Annotated in this window: 21 protein-coding genes; 13 read left to right on the forward strand and 8 right to left on the reverse strand. The window is 39.1% G+C overall.

Annotated features, from left to right (window positions below; all coding sequences use genetic code 11):
* The first annotated feature begins 23 nt into the window (after positions 1-23).
* From J0A69_RS14900 to J0A69_RS14910, 3 genes are all read left to right on the forward strand, one after another.
* Positions 24-1,097 (forward strand): oxygenase MpaB family protein, encoded by a 1,074-nt coding sequence (locus J0A69_RS14900; protein ID WP_206587403.1) that lies wholly within the window; start codon positions 24-26, stop codon positions 1,095-1,097.
* Positions 1,098-1,214: 117 nt separating this feature from the next.
* Positions 1,215-1,520 carry a DUF2752 domain-containing protein gene (locus J0A69_RS14905; protein ID WP_206587404.1) on the forward strand — a complete coding sequence of 102 codons (306 nt, stop codon included), beginning with the start codon at positions 1,215-1,217 and terminating at the stop codon, positions 1,518-1,520.
* A complete protein-coding gene (locus tag J0A69_RS14910; protein WP_206587405.1) occupies positions 1,513-1,890 on the forward strand; it encodes a TM2 domain-containing protein in 378 nt (125 codons plus the stop codon). The genes J0A69_RS14905 and J0A69_RS14910 overlap by 8 nt, the downstream gene beginning before the upstream one ends.
* A 53-nt stretch (positions 1,891-1,943) precedes the next feature.
* On the opposite strand, the gene J0A69_RS14915 is transcribed toward J0A69_RS14910, so the two are convergent.
* Entirely contained in the window at positions 1,944-2,654 is a 711-nt protein-coding gene (locus J0A69_RS14915; RefSeq protein ID WP_236032888.1) for a hypothetical protein, read from the reverse strand.
* Between the two features lie 48 nt (positions 2,655-2,702).
* On the opposite strand from J0A69_RS14915, the gene J0A69_RS14920 reads away from it, so the two are divergent.
* Both J0A69_RS14920 and J0A69_RS14925 read left to right on the forward strand, forming a co-directional pair.
* The gene (locus tag J0A69_RS14920; RefSeq protein WP_206587406.1) at positions 2,703-3,230 is read left to right on the forward strand and encodes a HEAT repeat domain-containing protein; all 528 of its coding nucleotides are present in this window, start codon (positions 2,703-2,705) and stop codon (positions 3,228-3,230) included.
* A 34-nt stretch (positions 3,231-3,264) separates the two neighbouring features.
* On the forward strand, positions 3,265-3,885 hold the full coding sequence (locus J0A69_RS14925) for a hypothetical protein (protein ID WP_206587407.1): 621 nt from the start codon (positions 3,265-3,267) through the stop codon (positions 3,883-3,885).
* Here J0A69_RS14925 and hrpB read toward each other — a convergent pair.
* Positions 3,882-6,371, reverse strand: coding sequence for an ATP-dependent helicase HrpB (hrpB, locus tag J0A69_RS14930; protein WP_206587408.1), 2,490 nt, complete (start codon positions 6,369-6,371; stop codon positions 3,882-3,884). The genes J0A69_RS14925 and hrpB overlap by 4 nt on opposite strands.
* 329 nt (positions 6,372-6,700) lie before the next feature.
* On the opposite strand from hrpB, the gene J0A69_RS14935 reads away from it, so the two are divergent.
* From J0A69_RS14935 to J0A69_RS14955, 5 genes are all read left to right on the forward strand, one after another.
* Positions 6,701-7,240 carry a hypothetical protein gene (locus tag J0A69_RS14935; RefSeq protein WP_206587409.1) on the forward strand — a complete coding sequence of 180 codons (540 nt, stop codon included), beginning with the start codon at positions 6,701-6,703 and terminating at the stop codon, positions 7,238-7,240.
* Positions 7,241-7,325: 85 nt separating this feature from the next.
* Entirely contained in the window at positions 7,326-9,722 is a 2,397-nt protein-coding gene (locus J0A69_RS14940; protein ID WP_206587410.1) for a TonB-dependent receptor, read from the forward strand.
* A gap of 63 nt (positions 9,723-9,785) precedes the next feature.
* Positions 9,786-10,661, forward strand: a complete 876-nt coding sequence (locus tag J0A69_RS14945; protein ID WP_206587411.1) for a heme/hemin ABC transporter substrate-binding protein — start codon at positions 9,786-9,788, stop codon at positions 10,659-10,661.
* Positions 10,648-11,676, forward strand: a complete 1,029-nt coding sequence (locus J0A69_RS14950; RefSeq protein WP_206587412.1) for a FecCD family ABC transporter permease — start codon at positions 10,648-10,650, stop codon at positions 11,674-11,676. The genes J0A69_RS14945 and J0A69_RS14950 overlap by 14 nt, the downstream gene beginning before the upstream one ends.
* Position 11,677: 1 nt before the next feature.
* Positions 11,678-12,436, forward strand: a complete 759-nt coding sequence (locus tag J0A69_RS14955) for an ATP-binding cassette domain-containing protein (RefSeq protein ID WP_262897721.1) — start codon at positions 11,678-11,680, stop codon at positions 12,434-12,436.
* Between the two features lie 49 nt (positions 12,437-12,485).
* Here J0A69_RS14955 and J0A69_RS14960 read toward each other — a convergent pair whose 3' ends face one another.
* The 3 genes from J0A69_RS14960 to J0A69_RS14970 form a co-directional block, all read right to left on the reverse strand.
* Entirely contained in the window at positions 12,486-12,992 is a 507-nt protein-coding gene (locus J0A69_RS14960; RefSeq protein ID WP_206587414.1) for a DUF2911 domain-containing protein, read from the reverse strand.
* A 171-nt stretch (positions 12,993-13,163) separates the two neighbouring features.
* The gene (locus J0A69_RS14965; protein ID WP_206587415.1) at positions 13,164-14,312 is read right to left on the reverse strand and encodes a Gfo/Idh/MocA family protein; all 1,149 of its coding nucleotides are present in this window, start codon (positions 14,310-14,312) and stop codon (positions 13,164-13,166) included.
* A 178-nt stretch (positions 14,313-14,490) separates the two neighbouring features.
* Positions 14,491-15,618 (reverse strand): MBL fold metallo-hydrolase, encoded by a 1,128-nt coding sequence (locus tag J0A69_RS14970; protein WP_236032889.1) that lies wholly within the window; start codon positions 15,616-15,618, stop codon positions 14,491-14,493.
* A gap of 253 nt (positions 15,619-15,871) precedes the next feature.
* On the opposite strand from J0A69_RS14970, the gene J0A69_RS14975 reads away from it, so the two are divergent.
* Positions 15,872-16,330, forward strand: a complete 459-nt coding sequence (locus tag J0A69_RS14975) for a (2Fe-2S)-binding protein (RefSeq protein WP_206587416.1) — start codon at positions 15,872-15,874, stop codon at positions 16,328-16,330.
* A gap of 5 nt (positions 16,331-16,335) precedes the next feature.
* Positions 16,336-18,501 (forward strand): xanthine dehydrogenase family protein molybdopterin-binding subunit, encoded by a 2,166-nt coding sequence (locus J0A69_RS14980; RefSeq protein ID WP_206587417.1) that lies wholly within the window; start codon positions 16,336-16,338, stop codon positions 18,499-18,501.
* A gap of 79 nt (positions 18,502-18,580) precedes the next feature.
* Here the strand turns inward: J0A69_RS14980 and J0A69_RS14985 are convergent, their stop codons facing one another.
* Positions 18,581-18,934, reverse strand: coding sequence for a hypothetical protein (locus tag J0A69_RS14985; RefSeq protein ID WP_206587687.1), 354 nt, complete (start codon positions 18,932-18,934; stop codon positions 18,581-18,583).
* Between the two features lie 101 nt (positions 18,935-19,035).
* On the opposite strand from J0A69_RS14985, the gene J0A69_RS14990 reads away from it, so the two are divergent.
* The gene (locus J0A69_RS14990) at positions 19,036-20,178 is read left to right on the forward strand and encodes a cysteine desulfurase family protein (RefSeq protein ID WP_206587418.1); all 1,143 of its coding nucleotides are present in this window, start codon (positions 19,036-19,038) and stop codon (positions 20,176-20,178) included.
* A gap of 28 nt (positions 20,179-20,206) precedes the next feature.
* On the opposite strand, the gene J0A69_RS14995 is transcribed toward J0A69_RS14990, so the two are convergent.
* Together J0A69_RS14995 and J0A69_RS15000 are read right to left on the reverse strand one after the other, a co-directional pair.
* On the reverse strand, positions 20,207-20,797 hold the full coding sequence (locus tag J0A69_RS14995) for a nucleotidyltransferase family protein (RefSeq protein WP_206587419.1): 591 nt from the start codon (positions 20,795-20,797) through the stop codon (positions 20,207-20,209).
* Complete coding sequence (locus tag J0A69_RS15000; RefSeq protein WP_206587420.1) at positions 20,794-21,909, reverse strand: XdhC family protein; 1,116 nt, start codon at positions 21,907-21,909, stop codon at positions 20,794-20,796. The genes J0A69_RS14995 and J0A69_RS15000 overlap by 4 nt, the downstream gene beginning before the upstream one ends.
* Positions 21,910-21,926 lie beyond the last annotated feature (17 nt).

Here is a 21,926-nt window from a genome sequence, read left to right on the forward strand (position 1 = left end):
TACAAAATGCTTGTTAGAATGCTGTGAGTAAACTGAAATTGTACACCAATGGGAATTTGGATCAGCTCCGGGAAAGAACAGATCCCCCTGCTGATCAGGCTGTTTTGGCACTGATAAATGATCCCAAATTAATTCGTGAAATCAACGAATGGACGGTAATTCCGGAGGTTTTTAATGAGAATTTCTCCGATACACTCATTTCATTTTTTAGACTCTATCAAATTCCTCCAAATAAAAGTGAAATAGTTACCCTACAAAAAGGACAGGAGTTCTTCGATCGCAAAGGAGATATATACCTAGGCTTGCTGGGGTTTTACTCTCTGCCTTATTGTTACGCATTTGCCAAAGGGGCAGAAGTATTGGTGAGATCGAAGCGAATTCTCGCCGAACCCGGAAAACGTTTGGGAGAAACTGCCAAATTCCTTTTGGATGTCTTTAAACCCGGAGCTTTCATTGAATCAAAAGAAGCTTTTCTAATCTGTGCAAAAATCAGGTTGATTCATGCATTTAGCAGGTATTTCATCAAGAAGTATTCTAAGGACTGGAAAAATGAATTTGGTCAACCTGTCAACCAAGAGGATCTGATTGGGACAAATCTAGCGTTCAGTCTTTTGGTTTTGAGGGGAATGAGAAAAATCGGTAAGAATCCAAGTACTGAGGAAAGCAATACAGTTCTTGCTTATTGGAGTTATTTGGGCAAGTTAATGGGAATTGAAACCCATTATTGGCCGGAAACAGCCAAAGAAGCTTTTGAATTAGAAAAGCTGATCAGAAAAAGACATTTACAATCCTCCGAAGCTGGAAAACGATTAATAGATTCTCTGTTGAATTATTATGAAGCGAACCAAACTGAAAGTTTTTTGAAAGGAAAGTCAGCTTCTCTTGTAGCATTTCTCATTGGCAAAGAAGCTTCAGATGCATTGAGGATACATCAAGAAATACCCATGTCAAGTGAGTTAATGGGAGGGATATTTAGCTTTTTGGGTTGGAAAAATTATTCTGGTAAGAAATCCCATGCTAGATTCAATGCAAACTTTGAGCAAAGCTATTTCCAGACTTTTGAATCCAAGCCAGAAATCCTTTTACCTGAACGGTAATGTTCATAACCGTACACTTTTTTGTACGATTATTCTACTCCAGCAAAGAGTCAACCTTGAATCTGAGCTCTTGAGGGCATTTTTAGTGAATGGCATCTTTTTCGTATTTATACTGGCATGAAGGAAATAAGTAGACAACTTCAGCGATTCCCTTTGGAACTGGCATTCTGGGTAGGAAGTTTGGTAGCAATTTTACTACTAGAGCCACACGCAGCGACTCACTTTAGTCTATGTCCTCTGGATCAACTGGGATTTACCTGGTGTCCGGGATGTGGATTAGGAAGATCCATGAACCTCCTGGCTAGAGGAGATTTTCAGGCATCTTGGTCCATGCATCCTTTGGCAATGCTGGCTTATGTCGTGATTTTCACTAGAATTTGGCAACTAATTAAAAACCTTAAAACAACACACAACTATGGCTAATGTATTAAGACATCTTCCTGAATTGGAAGGAATGGAACTGGGATATATCCAGGGATTAATGAAAAGTATGGATGAAGATCAAGCTTCACTTTTTGCTCAAGTATACCGTGCAAGAAGAAAAGACGCTCAAATGATCCTAATCTTGACATTGCTAGGCTTCTTTGGTTTCGCGGGTCTACATCGATTTATCCTTGGTCAAATCGGATTGGGTATACTCTACATTTTGACATTTGGTCTATGTTTTATAGGTACAATTGTCGATTTGGTAAACTATAAAAGTTTGGCTTATGAGTTCAACATCAAAGTTGCTCATGAAACCATCAATATGCTTTCTACCTCTTTTGATATGGGGCAGTCAGACAAAGCTTGATTTAAACCTTAACCGCTAACCAAAAGGCCTGAAGAAATTCAGGCCTTTATTTTTTACCAGTCTTCAGATTCTTCTTCAGGGGAAGAATTTCCTATTTCTGATTCGCTAAAATGCTTTTCACCTTCCTCAGAGAATAAAATGTGGAAAGCATTCAGTTTTTTATGTATCAATTGAAGCGTTTCAAAATCCGGATGCTGCACATGAAAAGGGATCCCCAACAAATTATCCTGTTTCTTGTCAAATGGAGGAGGAGTAGCAGCTCCAAAAAAATAAGGCCACAAAGTCTTGCTACATGAAATACCCCAATGATCTATAGGGTAATTGGAGGCATACTGATTTAATCGTTCATTGATTTCTTCAAAAAACAACTCAGATTCACCCAGGCGAATCCTGGATCCTGCACGAGATTTTCCTTTAGTTTTCAGGTATTTAATCTGACTTTTTCCTTGTTTCTGACGGACCATATAGGCTCTAAAAACCTTATGATCAATCAAGGCTCCATCATGGAAATAGCCCGTAGTAGCGATTCCAGCTCTAATCATGACCAAAGCCATGTGATAATCATCTCTTTTTTGGATGGAATTATCATCAAGCACTTTCATATTCCAAGGAATGGAAACTTTAGCCATCCATTTATTATCCAGAGAAAATTCCATTTGATGGCTTTCTGGTAAATAGCTTTGAATCAATCCCTTTTGATTTGCTTTTTCTTGAAAAGAATAAAAATCTACAGTACTTATTTCTTTGGATTGGCCAGATGACATGATGGAGATAGCAATTCAATTATCTTTGTACAAATAAACTGAAATTTTATGCAGGAGGAAACCCAAAAACTTTTTGACAAAATCTGTGATCCCAACGAAAAGGAAGCTTTCTACTTTGCAGAAAAGCTTGGCAAAATCAATACGGAAGAAGTTAAAGACAAATTGATCGAGCTGGTCAAAGGAGATAATTGGGAAATTGCTTATTTGGCCTGCAGGGCATTATCCAAGACAAGCTTTAATGAAGAATCTTTGGATGCGATTTTTGAGGCTATCCGGGACAAAAAGAATCAAAAACACCAAGGAGCTTTTGTACAGATCCTAGAAGAATTTGATCTAAGTGACAGTTTTGTGGATATTTTCAGAGTTTATCTTTTTGGCAATTTCAAAGCCGAAACTCTGGCAAAAGAATATCTAGACAGTGTAGAGTTTGAAATTACTCCCAGAACTATTCGCAAAGCAGAAAAACATTGGAACCATTACCTTCACAATCCTGAAGACGAGGGAAGCATGGCAATAAAAAAAGCTGAAATCGAACCTATGTTGCAGGAAATGAGGGAATTATTTTCTGAAGAATAAACAACATTTTTTGATTTCTCTGGTTATTACTAACATGAGAAATCAAGACATCATCGGCTTACATACCCAGTTTTTTAGAGACCTGGGTTTCGAGTTGGATAATGAATTGATGATGTTTCAAAAGCCTTTTCCTTTAGGCTTTCAAATGATTTTTGTTCAGTTTACAGAACATGAAAATCACGCAACTTTAGAGTATAATCTTGGAATCCGGATTCATGAGGTAGAAGAATTGATCCATCAATTTTTACCCACATTGAGTGGTTTTTCGGAAAGATCAATCACTTTGGTGCAAACGCTGGATAAGATTGGCAAAATCCTACCAAAGCAATTTATAATCAACAATGATTACGAATTGGCCAAAGCCATAGAAACAGCTGAAAAGTTTCTGATCACTGACGGATTGAATTGGCTAGATAAAATGGAAGATCCATTGAATCTGGAGATCGCCTTTTACGAAAGAAAAGCCAAGACTTTTAAGACTTCCAACTTCGTTTATAATGCTTTCCGAGCAACAGCTTTGAGCAAGCTTTACAACCCAACAGATTATCCTTACCTAAGACAAATATTTTTAGAAGCGATTGAGGAAAAAGAACTAACACCTTTCACAATTGCCTCTTATTTGAAATTCCTGAATTACCTCGATAACCTCGATTAAGTTCGCCTTTTTACTCCTCGGACTGCCTCCGCCGAGATCGGATCTTCAGGCCATTCATGCTTTGGATACCTTCTCTTCAACTCTTTTTTTACTTCAAAGTAACCATTTGACCAAAAGCTTTTAAGGTCTTGGGTAAGTTGGACAGGTTTAAAACCTGGAGAAAGCATTTCTATTAACAAGGGTACTTTTCCTTGGTTGACTCTGGGAGTTTCCAGCAATCCGAATAATTCTTGCAGCCTGACAGATAGGAGTGGAGTTTCACCTTCCGATTGGTATTCAATTTTGATTTTGCTTCCAGATGGCACTGTCAAGGATTCGGGAGCCAGTTTTTCCAAATCTTGCTGCAATTGGAAATCAAGGCTGGAGATTAAAATCCTATGTAAATCCAGCTTTTTAAAATCCTCATTGTGCTTGATTTGAGTCACATAAGGTTCCAACCATTCATCTGCGCTTTCACAAAGAGATGCCACAGACCAGTTTGGCCAAGCTTGTTCTGGATTCCAACTGGCTAGAGATGAAACCCGATGAATCAATTGAATCACTTCCTCATTCCAATCCAAAAGCAATTCACCTTCTTCCTTAATAGCATTTAGAATGGCAGTTTTTGCTTGCGAAGGATCGAATTTTCCTAAAGGTCTTTTACCTAAAATAATGGCACCGATTCGAACTTCCGTATGTGCCACTAAGCCTCCTTTTTTTCTATCCCATTCTAAAACTTCTTTAGTCTTGAGCATAGGAGCAAGGTCTTTAGGGTTTAAAGTAGCTGCAAGCCAAATTTTTCCCATTCCTTCCCGAGCGTCCACGTGAGCAACTGCCAACCAAGATTCATGGGCTAAATCATCCCGATGGCCAATTTGAGCGATTTTACCATTTGCCAACTGGAATTGAGCATTATTTCCCGGTCTGGCCGCAGCTATCCTTTCAGGATAAGCATAGGCTAACAAGAGTCCTGTCAACCAAGGATCTACAGGTTTATTTTCAGGAGCTATCTTAAACATGGACCGATAGGAGGCAGCTAATTTTTCGATTTTCTTGATTCTGGGAATAGTCACTCCTCGATCTCTAAACCTCCTCAAAGCCTCAATTCTTAAATTCAAATCCACACCAGCATCAGCATTCAATGGGTCTCTTTCATCTAAAATTGCCGCAATGTCTGTCCCAAGACCCAAAGCATTCTGCTTTTCTGCATAAAGCAACATATGCGCAATCCTAGGATGAGTCGGTACTTTATGAATCTCTTTTCCATGGGATGTCAATGCACCCTCTTCCAATGCATCAATTGCCTCCAGTGTCTTTTCAGCGAGATGGAGTGTCCCAGCAGGAGGGGGAGTTAGCCAAGTCATTTCCCGGATATCTTCCTGACCCCAGGCTTTCATATCCAACACCATTGGTGTCAAATCTGCCTCCAAGAGCTCAGGAGTCCTAAATTCTGCCAATTGATTTTCAATGGCTTTAGTCCATAAGCGATAGGAATGACCGGCAGTCAATCTTCCAGCACGTCCTGATCTTTGATCCGCAGAATCCTTACTGATTCGATGCAGCACCAATCGTGACAAACCTGTTCTAGGATCAAATTTGGATGATTTGGCAAAGCCTGAATCAACCACAACTTTTACTCCCTCAATAGTTAGAGAAGTTTCTGCAATATCTGTTGAGAGAACAATCTTCCTCTTGCCATTCTGATCAGGCATAATAGCCTTTTGTTGGGCAGCGGGTGAAAGCTGTCCAAATAGTGGCAAAATAAGATCATCAGGCAAAGCTCTTCTTAAGATGGCTTCTGCTTTTTTGATATCCCCTTGACCAGGTAAAAAAACCAAAAAATCACCCTCATGCTTTTTGGTTAAAGGAATGATTTGTCGGGCTGTATCTTCTCCAATGGCATATTCATCAACCTCACTTAAGTGTTTGACTTCAACTGGATATTGCCTACCGCTACTTTTCACCACTTTAGCTTGAATCAAATCGGAAAGCATCGCTGCATCGATTGTTGCTGACATCAGCAAGATTCTTAAATCAGGACGCAAGACCTCTTGAACCTCTCGGCAAAGTGCCAAAGCAACTTCTGAATGAAGATTTCGCTCGTGGAACTCATCAAAAATAACCAAGCCAACATCCTCCAGAGAATTGTCTGAATGAAGCATTCTGGTCAAAATCCCTTCGGTGATGACTTCCAGTTTTGTGTTTTTTGAAACCACTGACTCAAAGCGGATTCTATAGCCAATTTCCTCGCCTAATTGGGTTTTAGACATTTGTGCCATTCGCTGGGCTATGGATTTTGTGGCCAACCTTCTTGGTTCTAGCATCAAAATCTTTTTTCCTTTGAGCCAGTCTTCCTCCAATAAAGCCAAAGGTAAAAGCGTACTTTTTCCTGCACCTGGAGGTGCTTGGATTATTAATGAGTTGTCAGTTGTGAGTATTTTTTTGACTTGTGGGATAATCTCCGCAACGGGTAAGTCAAATGAATTAGGATCAAAATTATCAAGCATGCGATGCAAAAATAGCGGATTCTCCAGAAGGCAAGGGAATTTAAACTTTAATTCTAAATAGAAATCAAGTCTTTAAACTTGTTTTGAACTCAAAAAAATGGCCTAAAATGGAAAGTTCATTTCGCTGTAAATCCTCAAAAAATAATAACTAGGTTAAAAAATTACCTTAAAATAAAAATCTGTGGATTGTTCACCGAATTTTCCCATTCTAACCAAATTTGGTTGTAAGCTCAATTTCCATTAAATAACTTAGATGAGATTGATTCCCTGCAATCCAAGAAAAGGCAAATGACTCCAAAAATTGAAACCTTATTTAGTAACCAATTTACATGATAAAAAGTCTACTGTCTTTCTTCTTAATTCTAACTCTCTTTTCAAACTTCACAGGGGCTTATATTGTACTTAAAGTTCAGCAAAACCAGATTAGAAGATCAATCAAAAGACAGATCAAATCCGGCATTCCAACCGGTGAATTACATTTTTTTGAATTAAGCCAAGAGGAATACGATCAACTAGATTGGGAGAGACCTGATATTGAATTCCATATGAATTCTGAGATGTTTGATATTGTGAGAAAAGAAAAAGTTGGAGATTCCATTCAATTATATTGTGTGAATGACACAGAAGAAGCCATCCTTTTTTCACAAATGGATAAATTGGTTCAATTGGAAATAGAACATGAATCGAGACAAGCAAATAACCCGATAACTAAGGTGGCGAAGGCTCTGAAACTGCTCTATGTTTCGGAGAATTTCACCTTTAAAATCAATCCAAATACACTGAAAACAATAAAGTCAAATTTTAACACCAATTCGAAATTGACATTTGTTTTCTTGGAAGTATCAACTCCTCCTCCCAACTTTTTGTAATCCAAATTTCTTCAATACTTCAAAATTCACCTTTATAAAGGCTGGAAGAGGTATGTCTTTTTAAAAATCAACTAACAAAGAATTTATGAGAAAATTAATCTTGCTCGTACTGGGCATGGTTTGCTCAATGCTGTCCTTTGCTCAAAGCAATCAAATCAAAGGAAAAGTCATTGACGAAATAGATAAAACTCCTGTGGTAGGAGCAAATATTATAATCGATGGAACAAGAGGAGTGATCACAGACAACAATGGTGAGTTCACATTTCCCTGCTCAGGTTCATCTCGGCTAAAAGTCACTTTTGTAGGCTATAAGTCAGTAAATCAAACAGTTTCCTGCGGAAGTTCTGAAATGTTGGTAATTGCTTTGGTTCCAAATGAGCAAGAACTTGAAAGGGTTGAGGTTCTCGCCAATTCAAACAAAACACAACTGGAACAACCGATTTCTTATGTTGAAATGGATGAAACCGATCTGAAAAGAGGAACAGGCCTATTTTTGGATGATGCGATTAACACCAATGTACCAGGAGTTTTTATGCAGCGAAGAACTCAATCCGGAGGTCAACAGATCAACATTAGAGGATATGGAAGCGGAATGGGTTTCAGAGGAGTTAGTAACAACTTTGATAGCCAAGGTGTGAAAATGTATCTGAATGGCATCCCGGTAACAGATGGAGAAGGAATCACAGTTATGGATGATATCGATTACGGTTCAGTAACCAATACATCCATTTTAAAAGGTCCATCTGGAACATTATATGGTTTGGCTATCGCTGGTGTCATCAACATGCAAACAGAAAAAGCTCCCAGAAACAAGACCTCAATCGGGCAAGATATGACAGTTGGAAGTTATGGTTTATTGCGTACGACAACCAGATTGAGTGTTGGTACTGAGAACAGTTCCATTTTACTGAATTATGGACATCAGAAGTTTGACGGCTTTATGGATCATACAAAATCCAGTAAGGACTTCGCGAACATGATGGGTGATTTTCGCCTGAATGACAAACATACAATCACTACATATCTGGGATATGCTGATAGTTATGATGAGCGAAATGGTGAATTGACAAGAGAGCAATACGAGTCTTTCGATTACTCCGGAAATCCTAGATATATCAAAAACAACGCGCATTCAGCTGTAGAAACTTTCAGAGCTGGAGTGGGAAGCACGTATCGTTTTAATCAAACGATTTCCAATACAACTTCTCTTTTTGGTTCATCCCAGAGATTGGATAATAGCTCTGCGGGAGGATGGAATGATAAGTCTCCATTGAATTATGGATTTAGATCTGTTTCTGATCTGAATTTCAACCTAGGTGAAAATGTGGAATTAGCAGGTCAAGCAGGAGCGGAAGCCCAACGCATGAATGCCCAAACGGTAGGCTACGGAATGGGGGCCGACAGCACTAATCTAGCTGGTTATAATATCATTACGAGTTTGAGAAGTAATCAGGTAACCACTAGTTCTACCATTTCCTATTTTACTCAGTGGACTTTGAAATTACCTTCACAATTGAGTCTGACAGCAGGTTTGGGAATTAGTAATATGAACCTGAGTTTGGATGACAGGCTTTGGGCTTTTTCCAACAATCATCCTGGCAATGATAAATTGAAAGTCTATTCCAATAGCTACAAGGGTTTGGTTTCACCCACTTTGGCAATAAACAAAGAAATCAATTCTCAGGCTTCTGTTTACGCTTCTTATTCCACTGGTTACAAAGCTCCTGTGGCGAGCAATATCTTAATTTCCACCACAGGAGAGCTAAATACTGGCTTAAAACCTGAAAAAGGGACTCAATTTGAGTTGGGAACAAAAGGTAGTTTTGCAGACAACCGCTTATTCTATACGCTTTCTGTTTTCCAAGCCAATTTCCAGGATAAGTTTACCACAGTTACCGTCCAAAATCCTGATAATACTGCAACTCTTTATTCCTACTTAGTGAATGGAGGAAAATTGGATAACAAAGGGGTAGAAGCTTATGTCAAATATACAGCGTGGGAATCACAATCGGGCTTTCTGAAGCTCATTCAGCCTTTTGCCAATTTTACTTTTTCTGATTTTACTTATGAAGATTACCAATTCGAAAGAGTGGGTAAAAATGATCAGGGAAAAGATGTGGCGATTGTAGAGGATTATTCTGGATTGGCAGTAGCTGGGGTAGCTCCATTTGTCTTCAATACTGGTATTGATGTGGACACACATGTTGGTTTTTATGGTAACCTCTACTTCAATTATAGAAGTAGCATGCCATACACCTCAGATGGACTGAATGAAACAGATCCTTACAATTTATTGAATTCAAAAATCGGATTCCGTAAGAGCTTGTCACAATTTGATCTGGATCTGTATGTAGCAGCCAATAACATCACTGGCTCTCAGTACTATAATATGGTATTTGTAAATCAACTTCCAGATGCTTACATCCCTGGTCCAAACGAAATCAACTTCTTTGGAGGAATCAATCTAAAGTACAGTTTCTAAAATTTTACAATCCAAAACCTGCTTCCCACCTCTAGGGAAGCAGGTTTCTTACTGATAGAAAAAATGAAAAAATACCTAGTGAGTTTCCTTCTTTTGACGGTGTTGGTTAGCTGCGGAAGGTTTAGCAATAAAGATGAAAAGCAGGAGAATGAAGAAAGAATTGTCTGTATTTCAAAGCAGTATTCTGAAATAATTTTTGCTTTGGGAGCTGAGGAAAACATTGTCGCAGTAGATCTTTCTAGTACATATCCTCCTGAAATAAAGGATCTTCCAACAATTGGTTATCATAGAGCTTTAAGTACAGAAACTATTCTGGCTATGAAGCCTACCTTGATTTTACATGACAATAATATTGGTCCAGAGCAGGTTGTAACCCAATTGGAGGAATTGCAAATCCCGATGAAAACATTCGGAAATTATCAATCAACCATTGCAGGAACAGATTCATTGATTCATGAAATGGGAGACTATTTCGGGAAAACTGAGAAAGCCAAAGCCTTGGTTGAAAAACTAAAATCTGATATGAATCTGGCTTTAGAAGAAGGAAAGAAGTTTACAAGCAAACCAAAAGTTTTGATCATCCATTTTGGAAGAGCATCAAATGTCTATTTAGTTATGACAAAAAATAGCGTTGCTGCTAAAATGGTGGAATGGGCAGGAGGGGAAATGGCAGTGGAAGCAGAAGGCCAAATGAAACAATTGTCTCCAGAAGTGGTCGCTGCTGCCAATCCTGACATCATTTTGCTTACTGACTTCGGTTACGATCAATTAAGCCAAGGAAATGAAATCGAGAAATTGCCAGGAATTGCCGCAACCAAAGCTTTTCAGGAAAATAAAATCTTTCGAGTAGAAGAGCATGACATGGTTTATATCGGACCTAGAACGGGTGAAAATGTACTTCAACTTCAAAAATTAATTCATCCGGATGAATCAAAGTAATTCAAAAGTTATTGGATTGGCTTTGCTGGTAATTCTGATTCTTATCTCCTTGTTTTCAGTCAAGTTTGGTGCTGTTTCAATCAGTATTCAAGAAATTGGAAATGCTTTTACTCACCTGATTCAAGGCACTGAGATAACAGACCTAAATGAGCGGATTTTTATGCAAATCCGACTTCCAAGGGTTATTATGGGGATCTTTGTAGGTGCAGCATTGGCAGTTGGAGGAGTGCTGATGCAGGCACTTTTCCGCAATCCTATTGTAGAACCCGGTTTGATTGGAACATCCAGCGGAGCTGCATTTGGGGCTGCATTCTATTTTGTTTTGGGGGCAACATTTAAACTCAATCTCGGAGAATGGACTTTACCAATTGCTGCATGCTTGGGTGGTATCGTTTCTACTATGTTGGTTTTCTATCTATCCCAATCCAAGAATGGAGGAAAAAGCTCCGTGGTTTCTTTACTATTGACAGGAATTGCTATCAATGCTTTGTTTTTAAGTGGGGTTGGATTTCTTTCCTACATAGCCAGAGATCCGCAAGCAAGGTCCATTACTTTCTGGAATTTAGGAACCCTATCAGGTGCTTATTGGGAAGGTTTGTTGATCGTTGCAATAGTGACCACATTTAGTATTCTTCTAAGTTTAAGATATGCTAAGCAGCTAAATGCATTGATGCTTGGTGAGCAGGAGGCCCAGCTTTTAGGGATCAGTATTTTCCAGTTAAAGATTAAAATATTACTGATCAATGTGGTGATGGTGGCGGTAGCAACTGCCTTTGTGGGAGTGATTGGATTTGTAGGATTAATTGTTCCTCATCTGCTGAGAATGATCAATGGCTCAGATAATCGTTTTCTGATTTGGTCAGGTGCTTTACTAGGAGCCATTGTATTAACTGCCTCGGATCTGACTGCCAGATTAATCCTGTCTCCAGCCGAACTCCCGATCGGAATAGTAACTTCTTTAATCGGAGTACCTGTGTTTATCATTCTTCTTCGTCGAACCAATTATTTTTTCTGATATGATCCAACTAGCTAATTTATCCCTAAAAAAAAGTGGAAAGAACCTAATTGATGACGTTTCTTTAAAATTTAACCACGGAAAGATGCATCTAATCTTAGGTCCCAATGGAGCAGGAAAATCCACTTTGGTCAAACTCATGAGCGGGGAATTGAAACCTAATATCGGTCAAGTTTTAATTGATGGACAGGAATTGGAAAAAACCTCCTTTAAAGATCAGGCGAAGTATCGAGCTGTTCTTTCTCAAAACATCGAATTGAGTTTCCCTTTGAGAGTGTCAGAAGTAGTTATGATGGGAAGATTTCCTCATTATGAGAGTAGCCCAAAACCGCTTGATCTAGAAATATGTGAAGAATCCATGAAACTCTTCAGGGTAGATGAAATGAGAAACAGAAACTATTTAACCTTGAGTGGTGGAGAAAAGCAAAGAGTTCAATTTGCGCGGGTATTTGCGCAGATCTGGACTCCCTTGCCGGGAAGATCTAGGCTGTTGCTATTAGATGAACTTTTGACTTTTCTGGACATTTATTACCAATATGATCTTATGCAAAAGATTCGGGATTTTATGGTTAAAAATGAAGATCTCACAGTGATAGGAGTGGTTCATGATATGAATATCGCCGCCAAATTTGCAGATACCATTCTCCTGCTAAAAGATGCAAAAGTCTTTGCGTTTGGTGAGACAAAAAACACTTTGAACGCTTCAACAATCTACCAGGTATTTCAGGTGAAAGTCGAACAGTATTTTGAAGTGAAATAAAAAAACCACGGAAATTTTTCCGTGGTTTCATTTATTAATAGAAATGGAATTAAGACCCCAGCTTAGCAGAAGCTTTTCCGTATTCCCATCTGATTTCAAAGCTTGATGGCTTTACTTCATAAACCAATCGCTCTTCCATCGTAGAAGTCTGCTGAGAAGGAACTGAAACTCTCAATACATCTTCTTTAGAATCGTAATCAAAAGCTCCCCACTGCTTAGCAACTTTATTGAATATCAAAGTTGATTCAGTTTCTCCAGGGATAATAAAGAAACCATAAGTTCCTGCTGGCAATTTCTTGCCTTCTACCATGATATCCTTGGTTGTAGTGAAGGTAGTTGCCTCATTGGCACCAGCTCTCCATACTTCACCTAAAGGCACCAAATCTCCCCAGATCACTCTTCCTTTAACAGCTGGGCTGCTGTAATTAATTGTAATTTTTGCATCTCCAACCATTCCTTCTGCAGTTTTAGCAGGGCTTGGTTTTTCTTGTGCATTAGCTGCAAATCCTACAAATGCTAGTAGGGCGATAGCTAAAAGGCTCTTTTTCAAGTTCATTGTAATAATAGTTATAAGTTAATTGACTGGAAAATACAGAATTTATTGATAAACAAATGTCTCTAAACTGACTTTTTGATTTTTAACAATATGCTAAGAAGCAAACTGATAACTTTTAATCCTGCCTAAAACTGCCATTTCACATTTTTGAGATGCGCATTTACAGGTATTTTAAATCTTCACCCAAGCCTGCTTTTTGTTACTTTCCACAATTCTCTCTCCGATGATCAATTCACGCAATCCATCAGCAAAAGTTGGGAATGAAGCTTTTTCAGGTTGCTTTCCTTCTCTTACCGCAGCATAAACTTCCTTAAACATCTGCTTGGAAGTATCCGGGAAACCTTCGTTGTGTCCGCCTGGGAATGAAATCAAAGCAGCAGCCTCAGGGTGGAAAAGACCTGGATCTTTCATCAATACACTATTGGCAGTCTCGCGTTTACCGATCCAAAGTTCGTTTGGCTTTTCTGAATTGAATTCAAAATTGGATTTAGAACCAGCGATTTCAACATTCAGTCTGTTTTTACGGCCGGCATTCACTTGAGATACAGTAATCGAACCTTTGCTGCCATTATCAAAACGCAAAAGTACTGTTGCATGGTCTTCGGTATTGATAGGAACTTCTTGGTAATCAGACATATCCAACTTATCACCAGAATAAGTTTCTATGGCTTTCAATGGCTTCAATCGAGTTTTATGAACAGTCGAAAAATCAGCCATTACTTCTGTGATTTTCAAACCAGTTACATATTCAGTGATATCCAAAAGGTGGGAACCGATATCAGCAATAGCTCTGCTGTCACCAGATTTGTCTGGCTCTAATCTCCAGTTGTAATCTGTCTGAAGGAAAAGCCAATCTTGTAGGTAAGATCCCATTACGGAATAAACTTCTCCTAGCTCTCCTTTTTCCCTCATGGTTTTCATTTGTCTGACCATCGGGTAATATCTCAGATTGAAGTGAACGGCATTCACCAATCCTTTTTCTTTTGCAATTTTTACCAGCTCTTCTGCCTCATCTATTTTTACTGCTAATGGCTTTTCGCAAATCACATGCTTTCCAGCTTCCAATACAGCTTTAGCCTGAGGATAGTGAAGGAAATTTGGAGTACAGATATGCACAACATCAATTTCTGGTTGTTGTAGCATGGCTTCAAAAGTATAGGCATTCGGAATTCCAAGAACCTTTGCTTTTTCATCTGCCAATGCCTGATTGACTTCAACCAAAGCAACTACTTCTACATTAGGGATTCTTCTAAGTGCTTCCAAATGAGCAGGACCGATAAATCCGGTTCCCACAATGGCAGCTTTTACTGTCTGGGACATAGGTTAAGTAGGTTATTTAAATATTTATTTAAAATGTCAAATTAGGAAAAATGCTTCAAAAGTAAGGCATGAGTATTTTTTCATTTTCGCAATAAAATCAGTCGTCAAAGGCTTTTGCGAGGTAAATTGTTTAAAAAACTCCCCTTTTATCATTGAAAATCAATAAGATTCGCAAAAATCAAGGCTTAATCCACCATTTTTCTGTAGAACTGAGATTTCCTTCCAAATCTATAAATGAGCCGATCTTAGGAACATAAATCGCTTGATCTATCTCCTTTGCTTTTATTAAAACCCTTTCTACAGGATCAGTCCAAGAGTGCATAGCCAATGAAAAAGCAGCCCAATGAATAGGCATGATGACATTTGCCTTAATATCCTTACCAGCCTGTGCAGTCTCTTCTGGCATCATATGGATTTCCTTCCATCGCTCATTATACTGACCACATTCCATCATGGCAAAATCAAATGGACCATATTTTTCGCCTATTTCATTGAAATGAGGACCATAGCCGCCATCACCACTGAAGTAAATATTCTTCGTTTCTCCTTTGATGATCCAAGAGCCCCATAAAGTCGAAAATCTATTATTTAAACCTCTCCCAGAGAAATGTCTGGATGGAGCAAATGCCAAAAAAATATCATCAACTTGCTGTTCTTCCCACCAGTCAAGCTCGTGAATTTTAGAAGATTCAATCCCCCAAGATTCGAGATGCGATCCAACTCCTAATGGAACATAGAAGGCTTTTGTCTTTTCCATCAAACGGATCACCGATTCATAATCCAAATGATCATAATGGTCATGAGAAAACAGAACCATGTCGATTTGAGGAAGTTGCTCGATTTCTATTGGTAATTCTTTGCTAAATCTTCCTTTTCCCAACAAAGGATGAGGCGCAGGGACATCCCCAAACATAGGATCCAGTAGTATATTTTTACCGTCGATTTGAAGGAGAAAAGCCGAATGTCCGAACCAAATCAAGCGAGTAGGGAGGTTCTTGTTGACCAAATCCAATGAATCAACTTTGACAACAGGAATTTCGAAATCAGGTACTCGAGTAGGATCATTTTTGAAAAACTCTGGCAGCATTTTAACGGCCTTACCAATATCCATATCCATGGAGGTAGGCATTAGGTTGCGAAACTCACCATTGGAATAATGATCTAGTTTTTCAAAAGCAGCCTTTTTTGCCTCATCTGGATCCGCTCCAAATTGTGGGCTTAGATTTACAAACAGGACACCTATTAAAACCAGAATTCCCGCAAGGGAAACAAGTATGACAAAGAGGTACTTTAATATTTTCAGCAAAATAAATCTGGAGTATGTGGATTGGGGTGAGTGATTAGGAATTATTTAAACTTTAAAATCTAGAAAAAGGTGCAGTTAATGATTCAATTTTAGCAGCTATTTTTCGACTTTGAAACGCAAGCTTCCAAAGCTAAAAACAAAACACCCTTTAAAACTATTTCATAATCAGAATAAGGCCTAGCTAGAGAATTCCACAAATGGTTTCCTTTAGCTTTTGATTTTCTTTAACTTAATACCCTAACATAAATGAACCATGGCAACTTTAAACCTTAAAATTAATGGAAGAACCCATTCCGTTGATGTAGAAGAAGATACACCACTACTTTGGGTACTTCGGGATCATCTAGGATTGGTGGGAACCAAGTATTCTTGCGGTATCGCTCAGTGCGGAGCTTGCACAGTACATCTCAATGGAGAGGCAATATTTTCGTGTAGTATGCCTGTTTCCAGTCTGGCATCTTCTGATGAAGTAACCACCATAGAAGGACTTTCTGAAGATGGAGACCATCCAGTTCAAAAAGCTTGGGAAGAAATAGATGTGGCACAATGCGGCTACTGCCAAGCAGGGCAAATCATGAACGCAGCGGCATTTTTGGATAAAAATCCATCTCCTAGTATGGAAGAAATCGAAAATGCGATGAATAGAAATATTTGTCGCTGTGGAACTTACCATAAGATAAGAGAAGCCGTAGCTAAAGCCGCTAAAATCTAAAAACCATGGGAACACTTACAAAAACAAATAGAAGAGACTTCCTGAAAATAGCAGGTACTACTGCTGGTGGATTATTTATCGGCTTTAATTGGCTGGCATGTGATTCTCCAAAAATGGAAGTTTTGACAAATGAAGAAATTCTTGCTCAAGCAAAGAACTTCAATGCATATCTATCAATATCCCCAAGTGGTGATGTGGTAATTTATTCTCCAAATCCTGAATTGGGTCAGAACATCAAAACTTCTTTTCCAATGGTTGTGGCAGAAGAGCTAGATGCCGATTGGAAGAGGGTAAGAGTTATTCAAGCAAATCTGGATACTGAAAAATTTGATCGTCAGTTAACTGGCGGTTCTGGAGCCATGCCGCATTCTTGGGAAAGACTAAGAAAGGCAGGAGCTACTGCTCGCTATTTATTAGTGGCAGCTGCTGCTAAAGAATGGGGAGTACCAGCAGCAGAAATTACCACTGATGCCGGTATGATTTATCACAAAGGAAGTGGTAAAGAAGCCAGTTATGGAGACATGGCCACTGCGGCATCCATGCTGGAAGCACCGGAAGAGGTAACTTTCAAGGATAAGAAGGATTTCAAAATCATTGGTACTCCTGTGAAAAACGTAGAGAATGCTGCGATTTTTACTGGAAAACCACTTTTCGGATTGGATTTCTACCGTGAAGGAATGATGCATGCCATGATCCAGCGTCCTCCTTTTGGAATGAAAATCAAATCTGTAGACGATTCAGCAACTAGAGCTGTAGCAGGCATCTCGGATGTTTTGACTTTTGATAATAGTGTAGCCATCATCGGTAATTCTACATGGCCTTTGATGAAAGCCAAAAAGTTATTGAAAGTAGAATATGAAGCTGATGGCTTGGTAGAAAGTACCAGTGATCATGACAGATTGTTCAGAGAAATGTTAGACAATGGAAAAGCTGAGGAAAGAAGAAGAGATGGAAATGTAGAGATGGCTTTTAAAAATGCCGCTCAAGTCGTCGCAGCCGAATACCAATGCCCGTTCCTTTCACATTCTCCAATGGAACCGATGAACTTCTTTGCACATGTCAAAGAGAATTCTGCGGAACTCATTGGACCTACCCAAACTCCAGATAGAGCAGCATCCGCTGCAGCAGAAATTCTTGGAATTCCGAAGGAAAATATAACAGTTGAAATCACTCGTCTAGGAGGCGGATTCGGAAGAAGACTTCGTGCCGATTATGTGGAAGAGGCTGTAAAAGTGAGTAAAATGATCAATGCTCCTGTGAAAGTAACCTGGAGCAGAGAAGATGATATCACCGGTGGAGCTTATAGACCTGCTGTTAGATATAGGTTTGAAGCAGCTCTGGATGCAGAAGGCAATATGGTCGGATACAAACTGAAAGGTGCAGGGATCAATGCTGGAAATAGTACACGTCAGGATAACTTCCCATCTGGGGCAGTTGATAATGTATTGATTGAAAGCATCGATCATAAGTCTCCAATAACTACGAATCCATGGAGAGCCCCGATCACCAATTTCTTGGCTTATGCAGAGCAGTCCTTCTTGGATGAAGTGGCTATAGCAGCTAAAAAAGATCCAGTTGAATTCCGATTAAATCTTTTGGAAAAAGCCAAAGCAAATCCAGTAGGAGGTGAACTTGGATACGATGCAGATCGAATGATTGGAGTGATAAAAACCGCAGCAGAAAAGTCAAACTGGGGAAAAGATCCAAATGTCAGTCAAGGATTCTCCGTCTATTTCTCTCACAGAACTTATGTAGCTCAGGTAGCAGATATTGTGATGGAAAATGGATCACCTGTATTGAAGAAAATCACTGCTGCCACAGATTGTGGTATGGTCATCAACCCAACAGGTGCGAATCATCAAGTTAGAGGTGGAATCGTTGATGGAATGGGACATGCCATGTACGGTAACTTAACTTTCGAAGCAGGTCTACCAATTCAAAAGAACTTTGATAAATATCGCTTGATCCGAATGAAGGAAGTTCCTCAGGTAGATGTGCATTATGTTGACAGTGGTTTCGATCCAACTGGTTTGGGCGAACCAGCATTGCCACCTACGGGAGGTGCTGTAGCAAATGCTATTTACAAAGCGACTGAAAGAAGACTTAGATCACAGCCTTTCATCGAACAAAAAGAATTTCAGGATATCAAACTTGAAATTAGAAGGGCTTAATTCTATTAGTTCTAAAACAATAAAAGGTGTCAGTTTCGATTGACACCTTTTTTATTTTCGAGTAGGAATTGAAACTTTCTTAAATATCATCCAATCCTCTATCAGGCCAATCAGGTCCTTTTAAAATCAGATTCCCATCTTTTTCATCGATATTAAAGTCTATCAAAATGGATTCCCTGTTTTGCTCATGGATAGCTAAACAGGCATTAAAGTAAACCAGATCAAATGCTAATCGAAGTTTCCCAGAATTCTCATTTTCAAAGTTGGGAGTATCAACCAAACTTACATTTTCTGCCACAGCACCATCTTTTTTGAAATAATAAGAAAGGAAGATTCCCAATTCCTTGGATTCACTGGACAAAATATCAGTTAACTGCTCACTTGGAGCATTCTTAGTACTTTTCTTCAGGTCTAGTTCCCAAGTTATCTGCATTTTCAAAAATAACAATTTTTAGAGCCCACACTTGGAGGAAGTAAAAATCTATCCAGATAAAAAGCCTTTTTAATGTCTTATTTAACTTTTACTTTGATGCTATGAATTACCCAATTTACCTTGATTATAACGCGACGACTCCTTGTGCTCCAGAAGTTGTACAAGAAATGATTCCTTGGTTTGGAGAGCATTTTGGAAATGCTGCCAGCAAAAGTCATCCTTATGGTTGGGTTGCTGAAGATGCGGTGGCTTTGGCTAGGGAGAAAGTTGCCAAACTGATAGGAGCTAATTCCAAAGAAATAATCTTTACATCCGGTGCCACCGAAGCCATTAATCTAGCTATCAAGGGCGTTTTTGATATTTATAAAGGAGAAAAGCAACATTATATCACCTGCCAAACAGAGCATAAAGCTGTTTTGGATTGTTTTCAGGAGCTTGAGAAAAGAGGAGCTGCGGTTACCTATTTGCCTGTTAATGATGATGGTAGTCTGAATTTAGATTTGCTTCGTGCGGCAATCATCCCAGAAACAAAAATGATCGCCCTGATGTGGGCAAATAACGAAACGGGGGTAATCCATCCCATTGGAGAAATATCTAAAATTTCGGAAGAGATGGGGATAATTTTCTTTACTGATGCAGTTCAAGCAGCCGGTAAAATACCTATTTCAACTCAAGGGATACACCTGATGGTTATTTCAGCACATAAGTTTTATGGCCCAAAAGGAGTAGGGGCATTATATATCAGACACAATAATCCATTACCCAAACCGATTCCACAAATCCATGGTGGAGGGCATGAAAAGGGTTTCCGATCTGGAACCTTGAATGTGCCGGGCATTGTGGGAATGGGGAAAGCTGCCGAGGTAAAATTGAAAGAAATGGAATCTGAATTATCCAGGTTAGCCTTACTTCGAAACCAACTGGAAGAGAGTATTTTACAAATCCCAGGCACAAAACTGAATGGAAGTCAAAATAACAGATTACCACATGTGAGTAATATTGCTTTTGAAGGAGTAGAAGGAGAGGAGCTTCTTCGAAAAATCTGTCAAAAGGTCGCTGTGAGTTCCGGCTCGGCCTGCACTAGCATCTCTCCCAAACCATCCCATGTGCTACAAGCTATGGGTTTGGATTCTGATTTGGGTAGATCTTCGATACGGTTTAGTTTGGGCAAAAACACTAGCGAACAAGATATTTTGGATACAGTGGATTGGGTGAAAAAAGTTGTAAACGCTTTACGATCTTAGGATTTTTATTCTTTAAAAAAGCAAAAACCTATAGATTCAAATCTCTCAAATCCGCTTCTGTATCCACATCAGTTTTTCCTTTTGGGAAAGAAACCAATTCCATATCATCCTGATGGGCCATGGCAATTTTCTTAGCACCCTCATCACCAGTTAATTCCACCAGTTTATCGAAGTAATCCTTCCCAAAAAGAATTGGAACTCCAAAGGTTTTAGAATATTCGCAGGCGACAATGCCTTTACCGGTTTTTGCCTGGATACTGATTAGTTTATTAAGGATTTTAGAATCTACAAAAGGCTGATCGCAAAGCATGACAATAACCTGATCAACCGGGTCGATTTTTTGAAGGTATTCCAAACCTTTAACCAAGGTAGAAGCCATGCCTTTTTCCCAATTTGGATTTGGGATGTTTGGAATGCTAGCTCCTGAAAAAGTCTTTTTTATCTCATCTTTAAACGCACCCAAAACCAAGACTTTTTTATCAGCTTTGGAACCATTGGCTGCGTCAATAGCTAATTGTAAGAGGGTTTTGTCCTTGTATCGCGCAATTTGCTTTGGATATCCCAATCTGGAAGAATCTCCAGCTGCTAAAATGATAATTCCTGTCCTTGGTTGGCTCATATGATTTCTTGATGGATGGGACCATCTTTTTCTCGTAAAAAAGTCCCGGTTTTCCTTGCCAAGACCGCTTTGATCTCTGCTAGGACCGATAAAGCTATTTCTTCAGAACCTTCTGCACCTATATCGAGTCCCATGGGGGAATAAAGGTTATCTTTTTTTATGGATAAACCTTTATTTTCGAGTCTCTGAATCATCTTTTCAGATTTCTTTTTAGGTCCCAATATTCCAATGTAAGGAAGAGAATGCTGGATCAGTTGCTCCAAAACCAAACACTCATATTCAAAGTTATGCGTCATCAAAAGCGCAACTGTCTGATCATCAATTTCTAGTTTAGAAACTGCTTCATCAGCTGTTGCTACGATGATTTCTTTGACTTTTGGAAACCTGGCCTTGGTGGCATGGTTAGCTCTGCCATCGATCAATACTACCTCAAACCCCAAAATAGCAGCTAACTGAGAAAGTGGAACGGTATCGTTTCCCGCACCAAAAAGTAAAACTCTTGTGATTGGCTTGATTAATTCGAAGAAAACCTCCACCTCAAATTCAGGATAATTTTTAATCAAACTTCCAGAAAAATTCAGCTCTTGTAATTGATCTGAAATGTGTTTCAATAAATCATCGCCAACATTGCTTTCCAATCCGATTAAGCCTGAAGGTTTCGATAATAAGACCGTTCCTATTTGAGGTGATTTTGAATTTTGGATTGAGAAAACAGTGATTAAATATCCCAGTTCACGATTGGATGTGGCCTTTTTCAAAAGATTGACCGCATTGTTTTCATTCTCGTAATCAATCGGTTCTATCAAAACCTGGATGATCCCATTACAGCCTAAGCCCACTCCAAATTTTTGATCATCTTCATCAGTAGTATCGTAGGTGACAAGCATGGATTTTTGCTGAAAAATGACTGATTGAGCTTTGCGCAACGCATCTCCCTCCAAGCAACCACCACTTATCGCCCCAGTAAGAATTCCATCTTCTGTTACCAGCATTCTCGCACCAGGTCTTCGATAAGCAGAGCCATTTACATGCACCACTGTAGCCAAGGCGATCGATTTTCCTTGACTTTGATACAAATCATAGGCTTGAATGATGGATTGAAACTCTTTCATTTTAGGTTTTCTGTTTG

Origin of the sequence: Algoriphagus pacificus (genome assembly GCF_017254845.1) — a bacterium.
GTDB lineage: Bacteria > Bacteroidota > Bacteroidia > Cytophagales > Cyclobacteriaceae > Algoriphagus > Algoriphagus pacificus.